At 59.7% G+C, this 15,869-nt stretch carries 15 protein-coding genes, 2 pseudogenes and 1 riboswitch; of the genes and pseudogenes, 10 read left to right on the top strand and 7 right to left on the bottom strand.

Annotated features, from left to right (window positions below; genetic code table 11):
* The first annotated feature begins 1,075 nt into the window (after positions 1–1,075).
* Entirely contained in the window at positions 1,076–1,888 is an 813-nt protein-coding gene (locus OU997_RS02850) for a M48 family metallopeptidase (RefSeq protein WP_108488875.1), read from the top strand.
* Positions 1,889–1,942: 54 nt separating this feature from the next.
* On the opposite strand, the gene OU997_RS02845 is transcribed toward OU997_RS02850, so the two are convergent.
* From OU997_RS02845 to OU997_RS02830, 4 genes are all read right to left on the bottom strand, one after another.
* Positions 1,943–2,386 (bottom strand): ketosteroid isomerase-related protein, encoded by a 444-nt coding sequence (locus tag OU997_RS02845; RefSeq protein ID WP_108488874.1) that lies wholly within the window; start codon positions 2,384–2,386, stop codon positions 1,943–1,945.
* A gap of 104 nt (positions 2,387–2,490) precedes the next feature.
* Positions 2,491–3,075, bottom strand: a complete 585-nt coding sequence (locus OU997_RS02840; RefSeq protein WP_267808865.1) for a TMEM165/GDT1 family protein — start codon at positions 3,073–3,075, stop codon at positions 2,491–2,493.
* Between the two features lie 8 nt (positions 3,076–3,083).
* Positions 3,084–3,289: riboswitch (yybP-ykoY riboswitch) on the bottom strand.
* Between the two features lie 30 nt (positions 3,290–3,319).
* A complete protein-coding gene (locus tag OU997_RS02835; RefSeq protein WP_267808863.1) occupies positions 3,320–4,318 on the bottom strand; it encodes a class I SAM-dependent methyltransferase in 999 nt (332 codons plus the stop codon).
* Positions 4,319–4,346: 28 nt separating this feature from the next.
* Positions 4,347–5,312, bottom strand: coding sequence for a 2-hydroxyacid dehydrogenase (locus tag OU997_RS02830; RefSeq protein ID WP_108488871.1), 966 nt, complete (start codon positions 5,310–5,312; stop codon positions 4,347–4,349).
* Positions 5,313–5,394: 82 nt separating this feature from the next.
* Between OU997_RS02830 and OU997_RS02825 the strand changes: the two genes are divergently transcribed.
* Positions 5,395–6,024, top strand: a complete 630-nt coding sequence (locus OU997_RS02825) for a LysE family translocator (protein WP_108488870.1) — start codon at positions 5,395–5,397, stop codon at positions 6,022–6,024.
* Positions 6,025–6,086: 62 nt separating this feature from the next.
* On the opposite strand, the gene smpB is transcribed toward OU997_RS02825, so the two are convergent.
* Complete coding sequence (gene smpB / locus OU997_RS02820; RefSeq protein ID WP_108488869.1) at positions 6,087–6,569, bottom strand: SsrA-binding protein SmpB; 483 nt, start codon at positions 6,567–6,569, stop codon at positions 6,087–6,089.
* A 152-nt stretch (positions 6,570–6,721) separates the two neighbouring features.
* Between smpB and OU997_RS02815 the strand changes: the two are divergent.
* From OU997_RS02815 to OU997_RS02805, 3 genes and pseudogenes are all read left to right on the top strand, one after another.
* Positions 6,722–7,304, top strand: a pseudogene (locus OU997_RS02815) (sodium-dependent transporter); the annotation flags it as partial.
* A 91-nt stretch (positions 7,305–7,395) separates the two neighbouring features.
* A complete protein-coding gene (locus OU997_RS02810) occupies positions 7,396–7,830 on the top strand; it encodes a type II toxin-antitoxin system RatA family toxin (protein ID WP_108488868.1) in 435 nt (144 codons plus the stop codon).
* Complete coding sequence (locus tag OU997_RS02805) at positions 7,823–8,143, top strand: RnfH family protein (RefSeq protein ID WP_108488867.1); 321 nt, start codon at positions 7,823–7,825, stop codon at positions 8,141–8,143. Before OU997_RS02810 ends, OU997_RS02805 begins: the two co-directional genes overlap by 8 nt.
* A gap of 66 nt (positions 8,144–8,209) precedes the next feature.
* Here OU997_RS02805 and OU997_RS02800 read toward each other — a convergent pair whose 3' ends face one another.
* The gene (locus OU997_RS02800) at positions 8,210–8,728 is read right to left on the bottom strand and encodes an outer membrane protein assembly factor BamE (protein WP_108488866.1); all 519 of its coding nucleotides are present in this window, start codon (positions 8,726–8,728) and stop codon (positions 8,210–8,212) included.
* Between the two features lie 97 nt (positions 8,729–8,825).
* Here OU997_RS02800 and fur point away from each other — a divergent pair, with 97 nt between their 5' ends.
* Positions 8,826–9,230 (top strand): ferric iron uptake transcriptional regulator, encoded by a 405-nt coding sequence (gene fur, locus OU997_RS02795; RefSeq protein ID WP_108488865.1) that lies wholly within the window; start codon positions 8,826–8,828, stop codon positions 9,228–9,230.
* Between the two features lie 58 nt (positions 9,231–9,288).
* Here fur and recN read toward each other — a convergent pair whose 3' ends face one another.
* Positions 9,289–10,962 carry a DNA repair protein RecN gene (gene recN, locus OU997_RS02790; RefSeq protein ID WP_267808860.1) on the bottom strand — a complete coding sequence of 558 codons (1,674 nt, stop codon included), beginning with the start codon at positions 10,960–10,962 and terminating at the stop codon, positions 9,289–9,291.
* 152 nt (positions 10,963–11,114) lie between these two features.
* Here recN and grpE point away from each other — a divergent pair.
* From grpE to dapB, 4 genes and pseudogenes are all read left to right on the top strand, one after another.
* A pseudogene (gene grpE / locus OU997_RS02785) lies at positions 11,115–11,687 on the top strand (nucleotide exchange factor GrpE); the annotation flags it as partial.
* Between the two features lie 99 nt (positions 11,688–11,786).
* Positions 11,787–13,703: a molecular chaperone DnaK gene (gene dnaK, locus OU997_RS02780; protein ID WP_108488862.1), complete on the top strand. Its 1,917-nt coding sequence runs from the start codon at positions 11,787–11,789 to the stop codon at positions 13,701–13,703.
* Between the two features lie 122 nt (positions 13,704–13,825).
* Positions 13,826–14,962 (top strand): molecular chaperone DnaJ, encoded by a 1,137-nt coding sequence (gene dnaJ, locus OU997_RS02775; protein WP_108488861.1) that lies wholly within the window; start codon positions 13,826–13,828, stop codon positions 14,960–14,962.
* Positions 14,963–15,037: 75 nt separating this feature from the next.
* A complete protein-coding gene (gene dapB / locus OU997_RS02770) occupies positions 15,038–15,841 on the top strand; it encodes a 4-hydroxy-tetrahydrodipicolinate reductase (protein ID WP_267808856.1) in 804 nt (267 codons plus the stop codon).
* The last annotated feature ends 28 nt before the right edge of the window (positions 15,842–15,869 follow it).

The raw sequence follows: 15,869 nt of genomic DNA, 5'->3' as shown, positions 1-15,869 counted from the left end.
CGGTGCTGCTTTGTTTGAGTTGCGTGAGCAGGTCATTGTCCAGCAAGTTGCTGGCTGGTTTGCCAATCAGGCTGGCATCTTTGGTGGCTGCAATGAGGGTGCCGTTGGCTGCGACAAGTGCCAGTTCGCCAGCGCCTGCGTAGAGTTTGCTCTTGGCGGTATTGAGCAGGCTCTGGATAAAGTCGAGGGCTAGGTCGTTACCCACAACGCCCTTGAATTGCCCATTGACCACAATTGGTGCGTTAAATGATGCCACCAGCACTTGCTTACCGCCGAAGTCGAAGGAGGCTGGGTCAATCACGCAGGGTTGTTTGCTGGCCTTGGTGCATAGGTAGTATTCCCCTTCGCGTACGCCTGTTGGCAGCAGTTTTTCACTTTCCATTTGCTCGGCCGTGAGCGCTTCCCGCTTCAGTTGGTCTCCGTCGCGATACCACCAGGGCATGAAACGTCCGCTGCTGTCATAGCCATTTTCCTTCTGGCCGGCATACAAGTCATCGTCCTGGTCGAAGGCGTTGGCTTCCCAGCCAATGTAGAAGTCGAGCAGCTCGGGGTTGGCCCTAAGGTACTCGCCGACCAGGTTGCTCAACTCATCCCGGCTCAGGCTGAGGGCGGTCGTACCGTCACTGTTGGTGCCCATGCGACTGTTTAGGGTGGCCAGGGCCTTGGCAACGATCATGGGGTGTTCGAACTGGCGCTGCAGCTCGCCTACCTGGGCTTCGGCCAGGGCGACCAGGCGTTGATCGATAACCTCTTCCAAAAGGCTCTGTGTGCGTTCCTGAACCAGGCTCTGGGTTCGAGCGCCGGCGAACAAGGCATACAGCACCAGTGCGACCACTACCGCAAGAATACTGGCGCCTGCCAGGGTTACGACAGAAAACTGGATTGACTTGAAGCGCATAGGGACTCCTCAACGCATAGGTTGCACCTGTCCTTGGTGTATCGGCCGTCCAATCACAAAGCATTAGTCGGTATCTTCAATTAGCTAAGCGCCGTGCTGGATATCGTGCAAGTCGCTCGGGTTGTGTTGCGCCACTGCGCGGCCTAGCATACGACGCTGTCGTGAAGGAGAACTGACATGAACACTCTAATTCGCCTGGCCAGTTTCGGGCTCTGTGGCCTGCTGACAGCCTGTCAGGCTGTTAATACCACCAGCGGTGGCGCTGTGGGTGTCGAGCGCAAGCAGTACATGTTCAGCATGTTGTCGACCCAAGAAGTCAACCAGATGTATGCGCAGTCCTATCAGCAGACGTTGAGCGCAGCGTCGAGTCAGGGCGCGCTGGATAAGACCAGTAAAAACGCCAAACGTCTGCGCACCATTGCTGACCGGCTGATCGCTCAGGCGCCGCTGTTCCGTCCTGACGCCGCGCAGTGGCAGTGGGAAGTCAACCTGATCCGAAGTCCTGAGCTAAATGCCAACTGTGGCCCGGGCGGCAAGATCATTTTTTACAGCGGGATCATCGAGAAGCTAAAGCTCAGCGACGATGAGATTGCCGCAATCATGGGGCATGAAATAGCTCATGCGCTGCGCGAACACGGCCGCGAGGCGATGTCCAAGGCCTATGGTATAGAGCTGACGAAGCAGGGGGCGGGTGCTTTGCTCGGCCTGGGTTCCGATACCATGGCCCTGGCGGATGCTGCGGTGACGTATGGTCTGACGCTACCCAATAGCCGTGGCAATGAGAACGAAGCTGATCTGATTGGTCTGGAGTTGGCTGCACGGGCTGGTTACAGCCCCAATGCTGCCGTCAGCTTGTGGCAGAAGATGGCTGCTGCCAGCGAAGGTGCGCCGCCTGAATTCATGAGTACGCACCCGTCTTCCAGCAGCCGGATTGCAGCATTGCAGGCGGCGATTCCCAAGGTCATGCCGCTGTATGAACAGGCGCGCTAACTTGCGTTAAGGAAAACGCCCCCGATGGGGGTGTTTTTTGTCTCGCTTGAAGGTTCAGGGTAGCGCCTTGTCTGCAAAGGGTTGGCTGGCCAAACCGAGTTGTGCGCGGAAGCTTTCCATGTCGAACATGGTGCAGATTTCCTGGATTTCATTGCTCGGTGTAAGCGTCCAAAATGCCATGGCAGAGATGCTCAGCACCTTGTCGCTGGGTGGATAACCTAGCGCGGGCTTCTCGATGGTGCCAATCAGGGTGCTCCAGGTCACTACCTTATTGCCCTCGGCGATGCACTCCTCGATCACCACTTGCAGGTCCGGCATGGCATGGCGGATGTCCTGCACCATTTGGGCGAAGGCGGCGCTGGACAGCGGTCGACCGATGAATGAGCTTTTGTAGAGAAAGTCCGGGCTGTGCATTTGCTCGGCGAGCGCGGTACGGCCCTTGTTCCACGACAGGTCAATATGATGGCGAACAAGCCTTTTCCGATCATCCAGTGACATGCGTATCTCCCTGACGGCTGAGTGAGCAGGATGTTGCGCACTGTACAGCCGCCAGCGAACTGGGGTATTGGCCGAAACGCCAGCGATATGGCGTCAAAGCGATGTCAAATTAATCCGCTGAATTTCAACGCCTGAAACCCCGCATAGACGGCCAGCGCAGCAAAGGCGCAGGCGGCCAGCCGACGAATCAGGGTCAGTGGCAGGCGCTCGGCGGCAAAATTTCCCGCCAGAACCACAGGGACGTTGGCGATCAGCATGCCCAGCGTGGTGCCGATGACCACCAGAATGAAATGTGGGTACTGCGCCGCGAGCATCACCGTGGCCACCTGGGTTTTGTCGCCCATTTCCGCCAGGAAGAAGGCAATCAGCGTGGTCAAAAATGGGCCGTAGCGTTTGAAACTGGAACTTTCGTCGTCGTCCAGTTTGTCGGGAATCAGGGTCCATAGGGCCACGGCGACAAAGCTGGCGGCGAGGATCCAGCTCAAGGTGGCCGGGGAAAAGAAGCTGGCAACCCAGTTGCCGATCGCGCCGGCGGCAAAGTGGTTGGCCAGGGTCGCGACGACAATGCCCCAGATGATGGGCCAGGGTTTGCGAAAACGCGCAGCCAGCAGCAAGGCCAGCAGTTGGGTCTTGTCGCCAATTTCGGCGAGGGCAACGATAAAGGTGGGGACAAACAGGGATTCGAGCATCAGGCTTTCCTAAAGGGGCGGGTCGACATGGCTATGACACGTACAGCCTTCCCGCCCCGGGTAAGGTGTGCGTGTCATAGGTCTTGTCAAACCGCAGGCCCCTCTGAGTGGGCCTTGGGTCGCACGCGCCATGCTCTGCTGAGCAAGTGTGTTGACGCGTGCCGGGCGAGCTGGCGCTCGCGGGAGACTACTCCCCTAGGACGCGCGCATTTTGCCCGCGCATCCGTGATAGGGCAAGTCCCGTTTAGCTTTTGCGGGCTTGGTAGATGCGGAATCCCTTGGCGTCGGCCAGCGTCTGGCAGGGGCCGAGGTGCTGTTCGATCAGCGGTGGGTATCTAAGAAAGCTGTTAGCCACCAGGCGCAATTCGCCTTTGCTGGCCAGGTGCAGGCTGGCCTGGCGCAGCAGGTGTTCGGTGGCCTGGTAGTGAGTGTGCACGCCTTGGTGAAAGGGCGGGTTGCTGAGGATCGCACTCAACCCCGTGGGCGCGGCATCAATGCCGTCGCCATTGATCACGTCAGCCTGCAGGCTATTGGCGGCAAGGGTCAGACGGCTGCTTTCGACGGCGAAGGCGTCCACGTCCAGCAGGGTGATCTGGCTGTCCGGGTAGCGGCGTTTCAGCGCCGCGCCGAGTACGCCGGCGCCACAGCCGAAATCCAGAATATGTCCACTTGGCAAGCCATCGAGATGCTCAAGCAGCAGCGCGCTGCCAACGTCCAGGCGGCCATGGCTGAATACGCCTGGCAGGCTGAGTACCTGCAGTGGACCGTCGGCCAGGGCCAGTTCGTAGCGTTGCGCCAAACTGTGCAGATCCGGCGTGGCGGGTGCGTGCTCAACTCGTACCTGCCAGAGCTGGCAGTGCCGCGCGCTGTCGAGCTTGCGTGCTTGGCCGAAGTTAGCCAGCTGCTTGGCGGCGCGCTCAATGCCGGCACGCTTTTCACCGACCAGAAACAGTTCGCGGCCATTCAGGCGCGCCGCCAGGGCATTGAGTAGGTATTCGGTCAGCTCGCGGGATTTCGGCAGAAACAGCACGGCTGCCTGGAATTCGCGTTCGCCGGGCTGGGTGTCAAAGTGGCAGCGAGTGCTGAAGCGGGCGTCCAGCAATGCGTGTTCGCCGGCATGCCAGCTCCAGCCGTGGGCCTCGGGGAGTTGACCGAGCAAGTCATCCGCCGGCAAGCCGGCAAGCAGCAGCGGGCCGTTGAATAGATCGGGCTGGCGCAGCAGTACTTCGCTTCGCGGGTCCATAAGCGCTCCTTGAAAAAAGTCGCGTAGCTTAGCTGACAACGCGCATGGGCGTGCCGTTGAAGAAGGACAAAGCGTTTTCACTGAGTTGACCGACGATCCGTTGCCTTGCCTCACGGCTGCCCCAGGCGCTGTGCGGGGTGATGATCAAACGTGGAATGTCGGCAGCGAGCAGGACGTTACCGTCTTTTGGCGGCTCCTGGGTTAGTACATCGGTGGCTGCGCCGCCCAGGTGGCCGGCGCGCAGTGCCTCAGCCAGAGCGTGCTCGTTGATCAGGCCGCCGCGGGCGGTATTGATCAGGAAAGCGGTGGGTTTCATCAGGTGCAGTTCACGGGCGCCGATCAGGTTGCGGGTATGGTCGTTCAGTGGGCAATGCAGGGTCAGGGCATCGACCTGGGGCAGCAGTTCATCCAGCGGCACGCGGTCGGCGCGAGGAGGGCGGCCAGGCAGCTGGCCGAGCAGCACGCGCATGCCAAAGGCCTCGGCCAGTTTGGCGACTGCACCACCCAGTTCGCCATGGCCGAGCAGGCCGAGGGTTTTGCCGTGCAGTTCGACGATAGGGTAATCGAGCAGGCAGAACTGCTGTGCCTGTTGCCAGCGGCCGGCGCGAACGTCCTGCTGGTAATCGGGCAGGCGTGTGGCCAGCGCCAATAGCAGCATCAGGGTGTGTTGCGCCACCGAGGGCGTGCCGTAACCCTGGCAATTGCACACACTGACGCCATGGGCGCGGGCGGCGGCCAGATCAATCGGGTTGGTGCCAGTGGCGGCCACCAAAACTAGCTTCAGCTCCGGGCATGCGGCAAACACCTCGGCATCCAGCGGTACCTTGTTGCTGATCGCTACCTGTGCGCCTTGCAGACGTTCGATGGTTTGCGCCTGTGTGCTGTGCGGATACAGCAGCAGGCCATTAAAGCAGGCGCTCAGGCTGGATAAATCAAGGTCGCCTAGGTCGAGTGAACGGTGGTCGAGAAAGACCGCGCGGTGACTGTTACTCATCAGCTGTATCTATCCTGCGGGTTTGGGCGGGGAGTAAGGTGGCGAGCCTAACAGAATCATTTCGACGTCGCGGAGCTGCCCCATGTACTGGACCGAGTTTTTAGCTGTGGCCCTGATCCACCTGCTGGCCGTGGCCAGCCCTGGCCCTGATTTCGCGATTGTGGTGCGTGAGAGTGTGGCGCACGGGCGGCGCGCCGGCATCTTCAGTGCGCTTGGTGTGGGCTGCGGAATTTTCATCCATGTGGCCTATTCGCTGTTGGGTATCGGCTTGATCGTGTCGCAGTCGATTGTGTTGTTTAACGCCCTGAAGTGGCTGGCGGCGGCTTATCTGCTGTACATCGGCATTCGCGCATTGCGGGCCAAACCGGCAAGCCCGAGCGATGCCGAGTTGAGCCTGGATGAAGGCGAGCGCTCGCCGCGTGCCGCCTTTGTTGCGGGCTTTGTGACCAATGGGCTGAACCCCAAGGCCACGCTGTTCTTCCTGTCGCTGTTTACCGTCGTGATCAATCCGCACACGCCGCTGCCGGTGCAGGCGGGTTATGGGGTTTATCTGGCGGTGGCTACGGCGCTGTGGTTTTGCATGGTGGCTCAGTTGTTCAGTCACCAGCGGGTGCGTGCCGGGTTTGCGCGGCTGGGCCACTGGTTTGATCGCATGATGGGGGCGGTGCTGGTAGGACTAGGGGTGAAGCTGGCTTTCAGCGAGCTGCGCTAGCCCCGGTGCTGTCACGAAAACGCCCCGCATGTGCGGGGCGTTTTTGCGAGTGCAGGGTCGATTTACTCGTCTTTGCCTTTGCTGCGCATGGCGCGCTGTACTTCGCGGTCAGCGTCGCGCTCTTTCTCGGTATTGCGCTTGTCAAAGTCCTTCTTGCCCTTGGCCAGGGCAATTTCGCACTTGATCAGGTGCGCCTTCCAGTACAGCGACATGGCCACACAGGTATAGCCTTTTTGCTGCACGGCACCAAACAGCTTGTCCAGTTCGCGCTTGTTCAGCAGCAGCTTGCGGGTGCGGGTGGGGTCCGCAATCACGTGGGTGCTGGCGGTTTTCAGGGGGGTAATGTGGCAACCCATCAGCCAGGCCTCGTCGTCCTTGAGCAGCACGTAGCTGTCGACCAGTTGAGCCTTGCCGGCGCGCAGACTCTTCACTTCCCAGCCGGACAGGACCAAGCCAGCCTCGAACCTGGATTCGACGAAGTAGTCGTGCATCGCCTTCTTGTTTTGCGCGATGGTGCCTTGCGGATGTTTCTTTTGTTTAGCCATAGGGCGCGCATTATAGGGAGTCACTGGCGCGTGCGCTATGTGCGTGACACAGCAAACGTGCTTGCGCGCCACTTGGCGTCGGCTGTGCTTGAGCCGCCCTGGTGAATCCCCGACAATGCGCGATCTTTTCCAGTTGAGCGGACTAGCAGAATATGGCGAACGACAAGGTCTCGATTCTCGGCGCCAGGGCCAGCCTTTGGGTGTTTATTCTGGCGGCAACCGGTTCGGCAGTAGGCCTGGGTACTATCTGGAAGTTCCCCTATATGACCGGCATGTACGGTGGGGGGCTTCGTCATGATGTACCTGGTGTGCATCTTTATGGTTGATTTGCCGATCCTGCTGGCCGAAACCCTGATTGGTCGCCGTGGCCGGCAGAGCCCGGTGAACACCCTGAAGTCCCTTGCCATCGAATCGTGGGCCTCACCGAAGGGGTCTTGGGTCGCGCTGATGGGCATGATCGCTGCGCTGCTGATCCTGTCCTTTTACAGCGTGGTGGCCGGCTGGTCGCTTGATTACATCCTCAACATGGGGCGCGGGCAGTTTACCGGCGTCAGTGCGGACGCTGCCGGCGCGGCGTTTGGTGCGCTGACGGCTGACCTGTGGCGGCTGACGCAGTGGCACATGCTGTTCATGCTGCTGACCGGTTTTGTCATTGTTCGTGGCGTGGTGGTCGGTCTTGAGCGCGGCCTGCGCATCATGATGCCGCTGCTGTTCAGCCTGGTGTACTGGTTGATCCGTGTGGTCGCGCCTATCGGTATGTTGATCGTATTCGTCGCAGAGTTGAGCAAATGATCGCCTGCCCCCTGTTAATTAACGTGGTTGCGTTATGAGTACTCATATTCAGCGTTCGGCGCTGCTGCCTTATCCGGCCCAGGCTTTGTTTGATCTGGTCAACGATGTGGCGAGCTACCCGCAGTTCCTGCCCTGGTGTTCGTCCAGTGAGGTGTTGGATGTCAGCGAAACTCACATGCGCGCCAGTCTGGCGGTGGCTAAGGGTGGCTTGAGCCAGCGCTTCGTCACGGCCAATACCCTGGTGCCTGGTGAGTCGATCAAACTGAGCCTGGTTGAAGGGCCGTTTACCCAGTTGTATGGCCAGTGGGAGTTCAAGGCGCTGGGTGACAAAGCCTGCAAGATCAGTCTGGACCTGACGTTCGATTACGCTGGGCCGTTGGTGCGGGCGACGCTGGGTCCCTTGTTTAATCAGGCCACCAATACGCTGGTGGATGCCTTCTGCCAGAGGGCCAAGCAACTCTATGGATAAGCCAAATATCGTGGTCGAGGTGGTTTATGCCCTGGCCAACAAGCAGAAACTGCTGCGCCTGAGCCTGCCTCACGGCACCACGGTTCGCCAGGCAGCCCTGCAGTCCGGTATGCAAGCGCATTTCCCTGGGCTGGACCTGCAGAACAGCCCGCTCGGGATCTTCGGTAAGGCCGTCAGCAAGCCCGATGAGCGGATTCTGGAAGACGGTGAACGGGTGGAGATCTATCGGTCGCTGATCGCTGATCCGAAAGAGGTGCGCAAGCAGCGCGCGGCCAAGGCGGCGCAGGCCAGGGCTGAAGACGGTGGAAGCTGAGTAGTGAACAGGTTGCCCTGAAACGAAAAAGCCCGGATATGTCCGGGCTTTTTGTATGAGCAAATATTACTGCGGTGTGCTTTCCAGGGGCTCGGGGACGGGTACTGGAACAACTTTCACGTCGTCCACTTCGCGTTGAATCTGCTCAAGCAGTGAGCCGGGCGCCGGTTTTTCTTCGGCGGCTGGCTGTTGGGTGGTTTGCGGGGTTGTCACGCCGCTGTCTTCACCGAGAATGGCCTGGTCACGGCTGACGCCCGGCATGAAATCACCGGACAGGCCCACCAGTTGGTCGTCAGCATTGAAGTTGACGCTGACGCGCTCCTGCAGGCGTTGGCCGCCGCCGGGCTGGATGCTGTAGAGGTAGTCCCAGCGATTGGCGTGGAAGGTGTCAGTCAGCAGCGGGTTGCCCATGATAAACCGCACTTGTTTGCGGGTCATTCCTGGTCGCAACTGGTCTATCATGTCCTGCGTGACGACATTGCCCTGTTGAATGTCGATTTTATAAACCCCGGGGAATGAACAACCGGCGAGTGCGAGTAGCCCCGTAAGGGTGAGGCTGGTCAGCAGGAGCTTGGTTTTTTGCATCGGAGGGTGACTTCCACTATCTTGGCTGGGCAACATAAACCCGGATCATACCCGCAATAAGGGAAGCTGCGAAGCCGCTTCCGCGAGAAAGCAGACCATGGTTGAAAATAGCGAACTACGCAAGGCTGGCCTGAAAGTGACCCTGCCACGGGTCAAGATTCTGCAAATGCTCGACTCTGCCGGTCAGCGCCATATGAGTGCAGAAGACGTTTACAAATCTTTGATGGAGGCGGGCGACGATGTTGGCCTGGCCACTGTTTACCGTGTACTGACTCAGTTCGAAGCCGCAGGCCTGGTGGTGCGCCACAACTTTGATGGCGGTCATGCGGTATTTGAACTGGCTGATAGCGGGCACCACGACCATATGGTGTGCGTCGACTCGGGTGAGGTGATCGAGTTCTTTGATCCTGAGATCGAGAAGCGTCAGAAAGAGATCGTCAAAGAGCACGGTTTCGAGCTGGTCGATCACAACCTTGTGCTGTACGTGCGCAAGAAAAGCTGATTGCTGCTGGTATGAGAAAGGCGACCCTAGGGTCGCCTTTTTGCATTGCGCGGTTCGATCAGGCCTGGGCGCTGCCGACCATCTGTCGCGCGTGGGCCAGGGATTCTTCGGTGAGATCGACGCCGCCGAGCATGCGCGCGATTTCCTCGACCCGCTGCGCAGGGCTCAGTTTGCTCACTGCTGTGCGGGTGGCATCGCTTTCACGCACTTTGTGCACGAACAGGTGCTGATGCCCTTGTGCCGCGACTTGCGGCAGGTGGGTGACGGTCAGTACCTGCCCGCGTTCGCCGAGGCGGCGCAATAGCTGACCGACCACTTCGGCGGTGGGGCCGCCAATGCCGACGTCGACTTCATCGAATACCAGGGTGGGCACCCGCGAGGTTTGCGCGGTGATTACCTGAATCGCTAGGCTGATGCGCGACAGCTCGCCGCCCGAGGCGACCTTGGCCAGGGCTTTCAGCGGTTGTCCAGGGTTGGCGCTGACCAGAAACTCGAGTTGCTCCAGGCCGTTAGGCTGTGGCTCGCTGTTGGTGTGGGTCGTTAGCTTGATGGTGAAGCGCCCGCCGGGCATGCCGAGGGTTTGCATTTCCAGCTCGACCGCGCTGTCCAGTTGACTAGCGGCCTTGTTGCGCAGGGTGCTGAGTTCCGCTGCTTTTTCCTGGTAATGCCGTTCGAAGGCGGCCAGTTCGTCGCTCAGGCGTTCGGCGGCCTGGTCGTCGGCATTGAGGCTTTCCAGCTCCTCGAACAGTTGCTGCTGCATGGCGCCTAGTTCGCTGGGCTGGATACGGTGCTTGCGCGCCAGCGTGTAGATCGCGTCCAGGCGCTCTTCCATCTGGCGCAGGCGTTCAGGGTCGGCGTCGAAATGATCAAGGAAACGGTTCAGTTCGCTGACGGCTTCTTCTACCTGGATTTGTGCGCTGGCCAGCAGGTTGGTGGCTTCGCTCAATGCGCCGGGTTGGCCCTGGAAGGCGCTGAGGCGATTCAGGCTGCCGGTCAGGGCGGACAGCACGTTGCCGGCATCATTATCGCTGCATTGTTCGATTACCAGACGGCAGGCGCTGAGCAGGCTTTCGGCGTTGGTCAGGTTCTTGTGTTCCTGTTCCAGCTGTTCAAGTTCGTCTTCGCCGAGGGCCAGGTTGTCGAGTTCTTCCAGTTGATAGCTGAGCAATTGGTGGCGCGCGCGCTGTTCGTCGCCGATGCTGGAAACCCGCTCCAGTTCATTCTTGGTCTGCTTCCAGCGTTGTGCCGCGAGTTGCACTTGGCGCGCCAGTTCCTGGCTGCCGGCGTATTCGTCGAGCAGGCGGCGGTGGGTGTCGGCCTTGAGCAGCGACTGGTGTTCATGCTGGCTGTGGATGTCGATCAGCAGTTCGCCCAGGGCCTTGAGGTCGCCTTGCGGACAGGGGGCGCCGTTAATGTAGCTGCGTGAGCGGCCTTCGGCGGTGATTACACGGCGCAGGATGCATGGGCCGTCATTGTCCAGATCGCGTTCGGTCAGCCAGGCGCGGGCTTCAGGGATATCGGTCAGGTCAAAGCTGGCGAGGATGTCCGCTTTGTCCGCACCAGGACGCACCACGCCGCTATCGGCGCGATCACCCAGGGTCAGGCCGAGGGCGTCGAGCATGATCGATTTACCGGCGCCGGTTTCACCGCTGATCACGCTCATGCCAGCGTCCAGTTCTAAATCAAGGTGTTCAACGATGGCGTAGTTGTGTACGGACAGGTGCACCAGCATGGCGAGGGTCTCCCAAGTTCATGTCTGGTTATTTATACAGTGTTTTTTGATGGGCTGACAATCCGTCTGCGGTCCTTGAAACCACAATTTTTGGCCCCATATAACGCTCAGGCACGCGAGTTGAGGCTCGCGTCGAATTTCATGAGGAGAAACGCATGGCTGACGAACAGACCCTGGATACGCAGAACCCCGACGTACAAACAGCTGCCGACGCGGCTGCGGGTGATGATCTGGTTGCCCGCGTGCAAACGCTGGAAGAGCAACTGGCCGCTGCGCAGGATCAGTCGCTGCGCATGGCTGCCGACTTGCAGAATGTGCGCCGCCGCGCTGAGCAGGATGTCGAGAAAGCGCATAAGTTCGCCTTGGAGAAATTCGCCAACGACCTGCTGCCGGTGGTGGACAGTCTGGAGCGCGGCCTTGAATTGTCGAGCCCGGACGATGAGGCGATCAAGTCGGTTCGTGAAGGCATGGAGCTGACGCTTAAGCTGTTCCACGACACCCTCAAGCGTTTCCAACTGGAGGCGCTCGACCCGCATGGTGCGCCGTTCAACCCTGAGCACCATCAGGCCATGGCACTGCAGGAAAGCACCCATGTCGAGCCTAACAGTGTGCTCAAGGTGTTCCAGAAGGGCTATCTGCTTAACGGTCGCCTGCTGCGCCCCGCGATGGTGGTGGTCAGCAAGGCACCGGCCGAAGCGCCGCCATCTATTGATGAGCAGGCTTGAAATTCGTCAAGCCGCCCCCATTAAACAGCCAAGCGTTTTAGTGCTACCGCCGCTGACAACGATCAGTTGCGGAATTATCAAAGTTTCGGGAGAGTGAAGATGGGCAAAATTATTGGTATCGACCTGGGGACCACCAACTCCTGCGTCTCTATTCTGGAAAACGGCACCGTCAAGGTTATCGAGAACGCCGAAGGCGCGCGCACCACGCCGTCGATCATCGCTTACGCCAATGATGGCGAAATCCTGGTAGGTCAGTCGGCCAAGCGTCAGGCAGTGACCAACCCGCACAACACCCTGTATGCGGTAAAGCGTCTGATCGGTCGTCGTTTTGAAGAGGATGTCGTGCAGAAAGACATCCAAATGGTGCCTTACAAGATCGCCAAGGCTGACAACGGGGACGCCTGGGTTGAGGTTAACGGCCAGAAAATGGCACCGCCGCAAATCAGCGCCGAAGTGCTGAAGAAAATGAAGAAGACCGCCGAAGACTACCTCGGCGAGTCAGTGACCGAAGCGGTAATCACCGTTCCTGCGTATTTCAACGACAGCCAGCGTCAGGCCACCAAAGACGCCGGCCGTATCGCGGGGCTGGACGTCAAACGCATCATCAACGAGCCGACCGCAGCCGCTCTGGCTTACGGTATGGACAAGGCCAAGGGCGACCACACCGTGATCGTCTATGACCTGGGTGGTGGTACCTTCGACGTGTCGGTGATCGAGATCGCTGAAGTCGATGGCGAGCACCAGTTCGAAGTGCTGGCGACCAACGGTGACACCTTCCTCGGCGGTGAGGACTTTGACATTCGTCTGATCGACTACCTCGTTGACGAGTTCAAGAAAGAAAGCGGCATGAACCTCAAAGGTGACCCGCTGGCCATGCAGCGTCTGAAAGAAGCTGCTGAAAAAGCCAAGATCGAGCTGTCTTCCAGCCAGTCGACTGACGTCAACCTGCCGTACATCACGGCGGACGCGACTGGGCCGAAGCACCTCAATGTGAAAATTTCCCGTGCCAAGCTGGAAGCCCTGGTTGAGGATCTGGTGCAGCGCACCATCGAGCCTTGCCGCATCGCGCTGAAAGATGCTGGTATCGATGTGGGTTCGATTAACGACGTGATTCTGGTCGGTGGTCAGACCCGTATGCCGCTGGTGCAGAAAACCGTGGCTGATTTCTTCGGCAAGGAAGCACGCAAGGACGTTAACCCGGACGAAGCCGTGGCCATGGGTGCGGCCATTCAGGGGGCGGTACTGGCCGGTGACGTCAAGGACGTGCTCCTGCTGGACGTCAGTCCGCTGACCCTGGGTATCGAAACCATGGGCGGCGTGATGACTGCGCTGATCGAGAAGAACACTACGATTCCGACCAAGAAGTCGCAGGTGTTCTCCACTGCTGACGACAACCAGGGTGCGGTGACTATTCACGTACTGCAAGGTGAGCGTAAGCAGGCCAGCGGTAACAAATCGCTGGGTAAATTCGACCTGGCCGAGATTCCGCCGGCGCCGCGCGGTGTGCCGCAGATCGAAGTGACTTTCGACATCGACGCTAACGGCATCCTGCACGTCAGCGCGAAGGACAAAGCCACTGGCAAGTCGCAGTCCATCGTGATCAAGGCCAACTCCGGTCTGTCCGAGGAAGAAATCCAGCAGATGGTGCGTGATGCCGAAGCCAATGCCGAGGAAGATCGCAAGTTCGAAGAGTTGGCCGGTGCGCGCAACCAGGGCGACCAGTTGGTGCACGCCACCCGCAAGATGATCACTGAAGCGGGTGATAAAGCCACTGCGGAAGAGAAAACAGCCATCGAGGCGGCTGTGTCGGCACTGGAAGCGGCCGTGAAGGGCGACGACAAAGCCGAGATCGAAGCGAAGATGACGGCGCTGTCCGAAGTAACTGCCCCGCTGGCGCAAAAAATGTACGCCGAGCAGCCGCAGCCGGGTGCCCAGGCGGCCGGTGGTGAGCAAGCCAAGGACGCAGCGGACGACGTGGTCGATGCTGAGTTCGAAGAGGTCAAAGACAACAAGTAAGCGCAAGCTTATGCCGCTCTGGCCAGGCGTGGCGCAAGTCACGTCCGGCATGATCCGCCGCGCGGGAGCTTGCTCCCGCGTTGGCGTGTCTGGAGTAGACGATTTGAAGGTGTTGAAGACTTATGGCTAAACGTGACTATTACGAGGTGCTCGGTGTCGAGCGCGGTGCCAGCGAAGCGGAGCTGAAAAAGGCTTACCGCCGCCTGGCTATGAAGTACCACCCGGACCGCAATCCCGACGATAAAGCCTCGGAAGAGAAGTTCAAGGAAGCCAACGAGGCTTACGAAGTGCTCTCCGATGCTGCCAAACGGTCGGCCTATGACCAGTATGGCCATGCCGGTGTTGATCCGCAAATGGGTGGTGGAGCCGGTGGTGCGGGCTTCGGTGGGGCGAATTTCTCCGATATTTTTGGCGATGTGTTCAGCGATTTCTTCGGTGGTGGCGGTGGTCGTGGTGGCCAACGCGGCGGTGCGCAGCGCGGCAGTGACCTGCGTTACACCCTGGAACTGGACCTGGAAGAAGCGGTGCGTGGCACCACGGTGACTATTCGCGTGCCGACGCTGGTCAACTGCAAAACCTGCGATGGTTCGGGTGCGAAGAAGGGTACCAGTCCGGTGACCTGTACCACTTGTGGCGGTATCGGCCAGGTGCGCATGCAACAGGGCTTCTTCTCGGTGCAGCAGACCTGCCCGCGTTGCCACGGTAGCGGCAAGATGATCACCGATCCGTGCGGTTCCTGCCACGGCCATGGTCGTGTGGAAGAGCACAAGACCCTGTCGGTGAAAGTGCCGGCGGGCGTGGATACCGGCGACCGTATCCGGCTCTCCGGCGAAGGTGAAGCGGGTGCCATGGGTGGCCCGGCGGGCGACCTGTACGTGGTGGTGAATGTGCGCGAGCACGCGATCTTCCAGCGTGATGGCAAACACCTGTACTGCGAAGTGCCGATCAGCTTTGCCGATGCGGCGCTGGGTGGCGAGTTGGAAGTGCCGACCCTGGATGGGCGGGTCAAGCTGAAGATTCCAGAAGGCACCCAGACTGGCAAGATGTTCCGCTTGCGTGGCAAGGGCGTGGCGCCGGTGCGTGGTGGCGGTGCGGGTGATCTGATGTGCAAGGTGGCGGTGGAGACTCCGGTCAACCTGGATCGTCGCCAGCGCGAACTGCTCGATGAGTTCCGCAAGACCCTGGAAGGCGACAGCTCGCATTCGCCGAAAGCCAATGGCTGGTTCGAGGGTGTTAAGCGCTTCTTTGGCGACCTGTAAATCCTGTTGATGGGTGGCTGCCTTGACCGCGTTGCGGGGGTAGTCGCCTGTTGCGACAGTTTGGAGCGGATGGTTATGCAACGTATTGCTGTGATGGGCGCCGCCGGGCGCATGGGCAAGACCCTGATCGAGGCTGTGCAGTTGGTTGATGGTGCGCGCCTGAGCGCGGCGATTGATCGCGCCGACAGCAGTCTGGTTGGTGCAGATGTCGGTGAGCTGGTGGCGCAGGGCAAGATAGGCGTCAATCTGGCTGGTGATCTGCATGCCGTGCTGGATCAGTTCGATGTGCTGATCGATTTCACGCACCCTTCGGTCACCCTGAAAAACCTAGAGGCCTGCCGTCAGGCGGGCAAGGCCATGGTCATTGGTACCACCGGTTTCTCTCCTGCGGAGAAACAGCTGCTGGCCGAGGCGGGCAAGCAGATTCCGATCGTGTTCGCTGCCAACTTCAGTGTCGGCGTCAATCTGTGCCTAAAACTGCTCGACACTGCGGCGCGGGTGCTGGGTGATGATGTGGATATCGAAATCATCGAAGCCCATCACCGGCACAAGGTTGATGCGCCGTCCGGCACCGCGCTGCGTATGGGTGAAGTAGTGGCCAATGCGCTGGGGCGTGATCTGCAGAAAGTGGCGGTGTATGGTCGTGAAGGTCAGACCGGCACGCGTGAGCGTGAAACCATTGGCTTTGCCACTGTGCGTGCTGGCGACGTAGTCGGCGATCACACCGTGCTGTTCGCAGCTGATGGTGAGCGTGTGGAGATTACCCATAAGGCATCGAGCCGTATGACCTTCGCCAAAGGCGCGGTGCGTGCGGCTCTTTGGCTGCAGGATCGCCAGCCGGGGTTTTACGACATGCAGGATGTGCTCGGTCTGAACTGAGGCATGCTGTCGCAGGAAGGCCCCTTCG

This window comes from Pseudomonas sp. SL4(2022), assembly GCF_026625725.1.
Taxonomy (GTDB): domain Bacteria; phylum Pseudomonadota; class Gammaproteobacteria; order Pseudomonadales; family Pseudomonadaceae; genus Aquipseudomonas.
Note: the sequence above shows the minus strand (reverse complement) of the source record. Positions and strands in the feature narration are given on the sequence as shown.